The sequence below is a fragment of the Pseudomonas sp. 14P_8.1_Bac3 genome, from assembly GCF_025466085.1.
GTDB lineage: Bacteria > Pseudomonadota > Gammaproteobacteria > Pseudomonadales > Pseudomonadaceae > Aquipseudomonas.
Map to the genome: position 1 here is coordinate 83,692 of NZ_JANLOD010000026.1, position 8,931 is coordinate 92,622.

The 8,931-nt window shown below is 62.5% G+C and carries 9 protein-coding genes; 3 read left to right on the forward strand and 6 right to left on the reverse strand.

Going from position 1 to position 8,931, the window contains the following annotated elements:
- Positions 1 to 3 precede the first annotated feature (3 nt).
- Together NTD84_RS08810 and NTD84_RS08815 are read left to right on the forward strand one after the other, a co-directional pair.
- A complete protein-coding gene (locus NTD84_RS08810) occupies positions 4 to 1,371 on the forward strand; it encodes a DUF1329 domain-containing protein (RefSeq protein ID WP_262164763.1) in 1,368 nt (455 codons plus the stop codon).
- A gap of 133 nt (positions 1,372 to 1,504) precedes the next feature.
- The gene (locus NTD84_RS08815) at positions 1,505 to 1,876 is read left to right on the forward strand and encodes a hypothetical protein (protein WP_262164764.1); all 372 of its coding nucleotides are present in this window, start codon (positions 1,505 to 1,507) and stop codon (positions 1,874 to 1,876) included.
- 31 nt (positions 1,877 to 1,907) lie between these two features.
- On the opposite strand, the gene NTD84_RS08820 is transcribed toward NTD84_RS08815, so the two are convergent.
- Together NTD84_RS08820 and NTD84_RS08825 are read right to left on the reverse strand one after the other, a co-directional pair.
- Complete coding sequence (locus tag NTD84_RS08820; protein ID WP_262164765.1) at positions 1,908 to 2,384, reverse strand: GNAT family N-acetyltransferase; 477 nt, start codon at positions 2,382 to 2,384, stop codon at positions 1,908 to 1,910.
- 47 nt (positions 2,385 to 2,431) lie between these two features.
- On the reverse strand, positions 2,432 to 3,823 hold the full coding sequence (locus NTD84_RS08825; protein WP_262164766.1) for an aldehyde dehydrogenase family protein: 1,392 nt from the start codon (positions 3,821 to 3,823) through the stop codon (positions 2,432 to 2,434).
- 136 nt (positions 3,824 to 3,959) lie between these two features.
- On the opposite strand from NTD84_RS08825, the gene ptrR reads away from it, so the two are divergent.
- The gene (gene ptrR / locus NTD84_RS08830; protein ID WP_262164767.1) at positions 3,960 to 4,856 is read left to right on the forward strand and encodes a putrescine utilization regulator PtrR; all 897 of its coding nucleotides are present in this window, start codon (positions 3,960 to 3,962) and stop codon (positions 4,854 to 4,856) included.
- Between the two features lie 49 nt (positions 4,857 to 4,905).
- Here ptrR and NTD84_RS08835 read toward each other — a convergent pair whose 3' ends face one another.
- The 4 genes from NTD84_RS08835 to NTD84_RS08850 all read right to left on the reverse strand — a co-directional run bounded on the left by NTD84_RS08835 (position 4,906) and on the right by NTD84_RS08850 (position 8,836).
- Positions 4,906 to 5,529 (reverse strand): NIPSNAP family protein, encoded by a 624-nt coding sequence (locus NTD84_RS08835; protein ID WP_262164768.1) that lies wholly within the window; start codon positions 5,527 to 5,529, stop codon positions 4,906 to 4,908.
- A 111-nt stretch (positions 5,530 to 5,640) separates the two neighbouring features.
- Entirely contained in the window at positions 5,641 to 6,660 is a 1,020-nt protein-coding gene (locus NTD84_RS08840; RefSeq protein ID WP_262164769.1) for a 3-hydroxybutyryl-CoA dehydrogenase, read from the reverse strand.
- Positions 6,660 to 7,766: an NAD/NADP-dependent octopine/nopaline dehydrogenase family protein gene (locus NTD84_RS08845; protein ID WP_262164770.1), complete on the reverse strand. Its 1,107-nt coding sequence runs from the start codon at positions 7,764 to 7,766 to the stop codon at positions 6,660 to 6,662. Before NTD84_RS08845 ends, NTD84_RS08840 begins: the two co-directional genes overlap by 1 nt.
- 95 nt (positions 7,767 to 7,861) lie before the next feature.
- Complete coding sequence (locus NTD84_RS08850; protein WP_262164771.1) at positions 7,862 to 8,836, reverse strand: AraC family transcriptional regulator; 975 nt, start codon at positions 8,834 to 8,836, stop codon at positions 7,862 to 7,864.
- Between the last annotated feature and the right edge of the window lie 95 nt (positions 8,837 to 8,931).

Consider the following 8,931-nt stretch of genomic DNA (forward strand, 5'->3'; position numbering starts at 1 on the left):
ACCATGGGTAACATGCGTATTCTGGCCAGCACCGCGCTGGCCCTGGCGTTGGCCAGCGGCAGCACACTGGCGGCGGTTTCCCCGCAGGTCGCGGCGGCTCTGCAATCCAACCTGACACCTTTCGGCGCGGAAAAACCGGGCAATGCCGCGGGCACCATTCCGGCCTGGACCGGCGGTATCCAGCAGGCGCCGGCCGGCTACAAACCGGGCCAGCACCATGTCGACCCGTTTGCGGGTGACAAACCGCTGTTCACCATCACCAAGGCCAATCTGGAGCAGTACAGGAACAACCTGACACCGGGTCAGATCGGCCTGTTCAACACCTACCCCGACACCTATCAAATCCCGGTCTATACCAGTCGGCGCAGTGGCTCGGCGCCCCAGTCGGTGTATGACAACACGTTCAAGAACGCCACCACCGCGAAACTGGTCGCCGATGGCAATGGCTTCGTCGATGCCTTTGGCGGGATTCCGTTTCCGATTCCGCAGAGCGGCGTAGAAGCGGTCTGGAACCACATCGCCCGTTACCGCGGCGTCTACGGCATTCGTCGCTCCGCCGAAGCCGCCGTTCAGCGCAACGGCGACTACACCCCCGTGGTCAGCGAGCAGGAAGCGCTGTTCAAATACTATCAACCGGGCAAAAGTTTCTCCGAGCTTGGCAATGTCCTGTTCTATTACCTCGCCTTCACCAAAAGCCCGGCACGCCTGGCAGGCAGCGGCTCACTGATTCATGAAACCCTCGACCAGGTCAACGAGCCGCGGCAGGCCTGGGCCTACAGCTCCGGCCAGCGCCGGGTAAGACGGGCTCCGACCCTGGCCTACGACACCCCCATCGCCTCCTCCGACGGGCTGCGCACTGCCGACGATACCGACATGTACAACGGCTCCCCTGACCGCTATGACTGGAAGCTGCTGGGGAAAAAGGAAATCTACATTCCCTACAACAATTACCGGTTGTCCGCGGCTGACGTGAAGTACAAGGACCTGCTCACGCCCAACCACCTGAACCCAACATACACGCGCTACGAACTGCATCGGGTGTGGGTGGTCGAGGGCACGCTCAAGCCTGGCTCGCGCCACATCTATTCGAAGCGGGTGATGTTTCTCGACGAGGACAGCTGGGGCGCGGCAGAGGTCGACCAATATGACGGCCGTGGCGAGTTGTGGCGCGTGTCGGTGGCCTATCTGAAAAACTACTATGAATTGCCCACCACCTGGACCTCCCTCGACGTATTCCATGACTTGCAGGCACGTCGCTACGTCGCGCTGAACCTGGACAACGAAGAACCGGGGAGCATCGACTTCAGCCAGGCCGCTCCAGACAGTGAGTACTTCAGCCCATCAGAGCTGCGACGCCGAGGCACTCGCTGAGGCAGTCGTCGTTCAGCGCCTCCCCAAGGGAACCCTGGGGAGGCTGGAAGCATTGATGTTGTGTCCACCTGTGCTCGGATTGACGCTCACCCCGTCAGTCCGTGCTGTCTGATCAAGATCCAAGGAAAGGCCCATGTCTCGCGCCGCGCGGTCACTCAAGTTCTTCGCGATTTATCTGATGTTGCTAGGGGTCGGCCTGATGCTGGTTCCCAACCTGATCCTCACGCTGTTCAAGATGGCCCCCACACCGGAGGTGTGGATTCGCGTGGTGGGCGTGCTCGCGTTGAACATCGGGATCTATTACTGGTACGCCGCACTGAGCGAATGCCGCCCCTTGTTCTGGGCGTCGGTCTACACACGCGCGCTGGTGCTGATGAGCTTCGCTGTTTTCGCCGCGCTTCAGTTGAGCGAGCCGGTGCTGGTCGTGTTTGGTGCGGTTGATTTTTGCGGCGGGCTTTGGACGTTATGGGCTTTGCGTAGCGAGCCTTTTCCGTCCAAAAAATAAACTCAAGAGCGCATCGCCAGCGAGCTGGCTGCTACAGGGTTTGCGTGATGCCCAGGCGTTTTTCGAAGTAGACGCGGTCGAATCCATCCTCCGAGCGCCGCTCGGTTTCGACGTAACCCAAGCGAGGGTAAATGGACAGGTTGTCGACCATCTTCACGTTGGTATAAAGCTGAACGCTGCCCAGACCCAGGCGCAGCGCCTCTGCTTCGCAAAACTGGATCAATGCCTTGCCGATGCCTTTGCCGCGCCCGGCTTCTGACACGGCAACGTTTTCCAGAAGCATGTGCTGCCCCACCGCAAAGAACACGACGAAGCCTCGCACTTCGTCCTGCTCCCCGGTGGCAACGTACACCTGCCCTGCCGCGATCTGCGCCCCGAAATCCGCCAGCATCGGTGCGGGTTTTCGCCCAATCACCTCGACATACTGCGTATAGGCCTGCTCGGCACAGGCGCGCACAACGCCTTCGTCGGCAGCCACGGCCTGGCGGATCACGGTTCGTTCACTCATCGCAACTCCTGAAAAACGCTGTCTGGAAACGCTTCGTGCAGACGTCCTTAACGGCGATCCACCCACACCGTCTGCACATTGCAGAACTCGCGGATGCCGAAGTGGGACAGCTCACGCCCGAAGCCACTCTTCTTGATACCACCAATCGGCACCCGGGCGTCAGAGGCGGTGTAGCCATTGATGAACACCCCGCCCGTTTCCAGCCGCGAAGCGATGTCCCGGGCCTTGTGCTCGTCCGCCGTCCAGACGCTGCCCGCCAGGCCGAATTCGCTGTCGTTGGCCAGCTCCACCGCGTGCTCGGCATCACGCGCGGCGATGAGCGACGCCACCGGGCCGAACAGTTCTTCCTTGAACGAGGTCATGCCTGGCCGTACACCGGCCAGAATGGTCGGTGCGTAAAAGTTGCCCTCGCCTTCGACCTTGTGACCGCCCAACAGCAACGAGGCACCTTCCCGCAGCGTTGCCTGAACCTGACCGTCCAGTTCATCCCGAAGGTCATAGCGCGCCATCGGACCGATATAAGTGTCGTCGCTCTGGGGGTTACCGACTTTCAAGGCCTTGACCGCCGCGACGAATTTTTCGGTGAACGCAGGCAGCAGGCTTTCTTCCACGATGATGCGCTTGGCCGCGACGCAGATCTGACCGCTGTTCTGGAAGCGCCCCACCACGGCGGCTTTTACCGCCTCCTCCAGGTTGGCATCGGCCAGCACGATGAACGGGTCGGAACCGCCGAGTTCCAGCACGCATTTTTTCAGGTTTGCGCCCGCCTGGCTGGCAATCGCCGCGCCCGCCCGGACACTGCCAGTGACCGCGACAGCCGCAATCCGCACGTCGGCAATGGCGCTGGATACACCTTCGTTAGTCACGTTGATAACTTCGAATACGCCTTCGGGCAGGCCCGCTTCGGTCCACGCATCACGCAGCAAATACGCGCTGCCCATCACATTCGGCGCATGCTTCAGCACATAGGTGTTGCCCGCCAGAATGATCGGAATGGCGCCGCGCAGGACCTGCCAGACCGGGAAGTTCCAGGGCATGATCGCCAGCACCGGGCCCAGCGGCAGGTATTCGATGCGCGCCTTGTCGTACTCGACCGGGGTTTTCTCCGAGAGCAGCATGGCCGGGCCGTGTTCGGCGTACCAATCGCAGGTCACCGCACACTTTTCAACTTCGGCACGCGCCTGCGCGATGGGTTTGCCCATTTCCGCGGTGATCATCTGCGCCATCGCTTCGGCGTTGTTCCGCAGGGCTTGCGCCATTTTGCGCAGGACGCCGGCGCGGACGCTGACCGGCTCTTTGCGCCAGGCTTTGAAACCGGTGGCCGTACGCGCTAACGACTGCTCCAGTGCGGCGGCGTCCTCGAAGGGATACTCAGCGAAGACCTGACCGGTGGCCGGGTTGAGCGAGAGCGCGTGTAGCGGGGATGTGTGGTTCGGCATCGCTGATTCTCCTGAGATTACGGTCTGTCACCCTCCGGCGCCTGCCGATGATGAGCTATGGACGCCACGATAAGCTTCAGGCTTAATTTCCGATAATGAATAATTAGCAACGAAACATTCTCCCGGAGAGAAAGTTATGGACCTCACTCAACTCAGGCTTTTCCAGACGGTCGCCGAAGAAGGCAGTATCACTGCCGCGGCCGAGCGCCTGCATCGCGTGCCCTCGAACCTCACCACCCGGATCAAGCAGCTGGAACAGGAACTCGGCGTCGACCTGTTCATTCGCGAAAAGCTGCGCCTGCGCCTGTCCGCCACCGGCTGGACATTTCTAGGTTACACCCGGCGCATCCTCGAGCTGGTGGAAGAAGCCCGGCAGGCGACGTCAGGCACCGAGCCCCAAGGCATCTTCACCCTGGGATCATTGGAAAGCACCGCGGCGGTGCGCATACCTTCGCTGCTGGCGGACTTTCACCAGTGCTATCCCAAGGTCGAACTGGACCTCTCGACCGGGCCCTCGGGCGACATGATCGAAGGCGTACTGTCTGGCCGACTCAACGCCGCGTTCGTCGACGGACCGCTGCGGCATCCGGAACTTGAAGGCCTCAAGGTCTTTGAAGAGGAAATGGTGCTGATCACGCCGTCCAGCCACGCGCCGGTCAGCCGGGCGCAGGACGTCAGCGGCAAATCGGTCTATGCCTTCCGGCAGAATTGCTCCTACCGCCGCCACTTCGAAGCATGGTTCAAAGCCGATCTGGCCGCACCCGGCAAGATTTTCGAAATGGAGTCCTACCACGGCATGCTGGCCTGCGTCACCGCCGGCGCGGGCGTCGCGATGATGCCCCGCAGCATGCTCGACAGCATGCCGGGCAACCGCCGGGTCAACGCCTATCCGCTGGTTGAAGCGTTCCGCTACCTGAACATCTGGCTGACCTGGCGACGGGGTATTCGCAGCCCCGCACTGAATGCATTTATCGAATTGACGCAGGTGGAGTCCGATAAGTCCGAGCATGCGATTGCTCGGGCCGGTGCGTGAGCGTTACCGATACAGACCTGCCCAACCGAACACTTCGTATGACCGGCATTCATTGCAACGGTGAAAACGCCGCGGGCAAGTAAATCGTCGAACGCATATCACGCAACTGCGGACCGGAGTTCTCCGGTGGCCAGACGCCGTCCGCCACCGCCTGGGTTCGTACTTGCAGGCGTTGTTCCAACGTGGTCCAGGGCCAGATGTGCAGGTAGCGCGGCAGCGCGCCGTCCGTGGCATAAAACGCCGCGTACACCGGCGAGTATTGCTCGGCGGTGCGCGGCTCTATGGCCTTGGCCCAGCCCTCGAGGGTCGGTTGCAATCCGGAACTGACCAGGTCATAGACGCGCAGCTCGTAAAACGGTCCGTGCTTGCCAGCGGCCAGCGGCTTGAGAAACGGAAACAGGCTGTAGTTTTCGATCCGCAGGTCAGTGATGAATTCGCTGATGCCAAACACCGTGCCGGCCAACAGAAAGCGCTCGCGTTCGGCGTGTCGCAGGCTTTCGTCGGCATAACCGCGCAGTAGCGCGATCTGGTTCAACTGACCGATTTCCGAGGCCCAGCAACCGATCAGCGTGCCGCCGACCTCAGGTTCGGCCAACGCGGTCTCGATACGTTTGAGCGCATCCGCCACGGTACGCACGCGTACGGTGAAAGTGATCAGTTCAAAATAACGCATGGCGGACTCCGACAATGGGTAGCGCTCCAGCCTAAGCGGACATCCGAGGACGCGCTATTCAGGCAAATCCCCGGGTGAACCGCCATCGCCTTAGTTCGCTAGGTAATTTCCTTAGCGAACCCTGCCCTCAGGTTCAACCTGTTTCAAGGCGCCATCGAACGCCGGGGTCAGCCCCGACAGTTCCAGTTTGCGAACGAACTCGCCGAGGCGCTGCAGCTTGTAGGCGTCCACATCCAGGTCGCGGTAGTCGTAGAAACCCTGGCCGTCCCGCAAGCCATTGCGACCGTTGTGCATGTTGTCGGCAATCACCTGGGGCGCCTCGAAACGCGGGTCCAGCGCTCGACTGAGGTAGCGTGAGGCGTAGTAGAGAATGTCGCCGCCACCCCAGTCGATGAACTCGAGCAGCCCCAGCACCGAAAAACGCAAGCCGAAGCCGACGCGCACCGCGGTGTCGATGTCTTCGGCGCTGGCCACGCCCTCCTCGACCATCCGCGCCGCCTCGTTCATCGCCAGTGCCTGGATGCGCGGGACGATGTAGCCGGCCACCGGATTGCACACCACGGGAACCTTGCCAATCAGCTTGAGCAGTTGCAGCAAGCGCTCGACTGCTTTTGCACAGGTCGCTGCGCTGCGGCTGACTTCCACCAGCGGCATCAGGTGCGCGGGATTGAGCCAGTGCGCGTTCACGAAACGCTTCGGCTCACTGACCATGTCGGCCAGCTCGGTGACCAGAAAGGTCGACGTGGTCGACGCGATGATCGTCGACGCCGGGACATGCTCGCTGACCCAGGCGAACGTCTCCTGCTTGACGGCGATGACTTCCGGCACCGCTTCGAACACCAGATCGCACCGACTCAACGCCAGCGCCGCCTCGGATCTGGATTGCACCGTCAGCCGGGACAACGCTATGTCCGCCTGCTCCGCCTGAAGCAGCCCGAGGCGAACCAGCGTCTGCAACTCGCTGCGAACGTTGTTGCGCACGCGCTCGAAGTAGTCGCGCCGCTCAGCCTCGGCGCGCGCCTTGATGTCGATCAGGGTCACCGGCAGGCCGGCATGGATGAACGACAGGGCAATGCCCTCGCCCATCCGCCCGGCGCCGACCACGCTGACATGCGCCAGCGCGGCGTCCATCAGTTGAAACCCCGGGTCAGCAGCTCGGTCATCTGCGCCCGACTCAGCGTGGCCAGCCCGAGGTTTTCCAGGGTACGGCCTTCAGCGTAGAGGTCCCGTGCGGCGACCACCGAGGCGATGCTCAGCAAGCCCTGCGCCACCGGCGTCGGCACCCCGGCCCAGCGGCCGACGGACACCAGGAAGGACAGGCCCAGGCGAGTGTCTTCGAGCATGTAGCGATGTTTCTGCAAGTCGATGTCTTCGCGCCAGTCACCGCTGTCGGTCAGCTTGCCGTGGGCGCCGCGACCGTACATCCACTCGTCACCTTCAGTGGTGTTGTAGTGGTCGGCCAGCGGAAAGTGCGGTGCGCCGTAGGTCAGTGCTTCGCGCACGGCCATGCGTTCGGCATCCAGCTGGCTGGTCACGCGGCGAATCGACGGCTGGGTGCCCTCGTTGTGAATGTCCCAGGCCTCGAAGTGCTCCAGCGGTCCCGCGTTCATCATGATCAACGGCGGATGAATGATCGGGCCGGCGTTCATCAGCGCCCCGCTCAGGGCGTCTTCAATCGGCTCGACGCTCGGGTAGGCCTCGCGCAGCACTGCGAAGGCGTGTTCGGACAGATGGCTCGGGAATACGCCGGTCGGCAGGCGGGTGGCATAGCCACTGACGATCAGGTCGCTGGCGCCGTGTTTGCGCACCAGGTACGGCAGCGTGCCGGTTTCGGCGAAGGCGACCTTGCTGGTGTTACCCGCTTCGGCCATAGCTTTGGCGAACACGTAGCTGCCGAACGTGCCCGGCGGCAGGAACACCACTTGACCGTCGTGCAGGTGCGGCGCGACGTGCCTGGCCAGGTCTTCATGGGAGGTGGATGGCAGCGGGATGATGATCAGCTGCGCATCGCTCAGGGCCTCGGCAAGATTGTCGGTCAGGGTTAGCGTGTCGCCCGGTTGGCCGACGGATAACTGGCGCGTGCCGCGGTAGTCCTTGATGGTCAGGCGGCCGATGGCCAACAGTTCCTTGAGCGCTGCGCCGTCGCGACGCCACAGGCGGGTTGGATGCCCTTTTTCAGCCATTTCGACAGCAGCGGCATAGCAGCCGTGGCCGCCGCCCAGCACGGTAATGTTCATGGAGGTGCTCCTCTGAAAAGAGACTCGATGCTATCGGGCCGCACCGTCCCACACCTTTCCGATTGCGCAGCCGCCGTTCGGATTACGCAGCAGTCTCAATGGGCCTGCCGGCGCAAGGTGTCCGACGGCAGGCAGCCGTAGCGTTGCCGATAGGCGCTGGAGAAATGCCCGAAGCTGTTGATGCCGTGGCGTAGCAGGATGTCGGTGACGGTTTCACCGGCCCTGCACTGCTTGAGCGACTCGTGGATCACCGCCAGGCGGCGGTCGCGAATGTACTGCACCGGCGCCTGCTGGAGGAACTGACTGAAGCCGTTCTGCAAGGTGCGCACCGACACCCCGCACAGCTCGCTCAGCATCGCCAGGCTGATCGGTTCGTCGAGGTGCGCCTCTATGTAATCGCGGGCCTTTTTCACGTGGTGCGGCAGGGGTGCGCGGGAGTCGGCCAGCAGGTCTGCGGAGTAGTTATGGGGCAATTGCGTGAGCAGCAGTTGCATCAGGTAGTCGGACAGGCTGCGGTCGATACTCGGGCCGTCCACGCCGCTGCCGTACAGCCGGCAGATGTAGTCCAGGGTGTGAAAAAGACTGATGACCCCGGTGCCGAGCGGGTCGACGCTGACATCGAAGATCACCGACTGACCCAGGCTGCGACCGAGCAGGCGTTGCAGTTGGGTCTCCAGGGCATCGCGGTCGACGCGCAGGATCAGGTTGCGGCATTGGCCATCGGTGACGATCCGGCTCCTGGCGAACGGTGAGGAAATGCTCAGGTGCCCCGATTGCATCGCCGCGCTGCGCCGGCCGTGGGCCACCTCGCAATGACCCTGCAAGGTAATGCGAAACAGGTATTGATCGGCAATGTCGCCGACGGTGATTTCCACCGGCGCGCCATAGCTCAGGTCGAGCAATGCCGACGCGCCGAAAAACACGCCGTTGAGCCGGGTGTACATGGGCTCGTCGCGCAATACGCTGAAGCTGTGCGGGCACAGGTAGTGGCTGACCTTGTCCTTGATCTCGCGGTAATCCGCCGAGCTGAGCAGGCTGTGGCGTTCCAGCAAATGTACGTCGTTCAACATCGAAGGCTCTCCTGATTTGAAGCGGATCGGCCCCGCAGGGGGTGGATGGTCCGGGGCCGCGGGGCCCCGCATGGGTGGGTTGGGGGGGGCTGGCT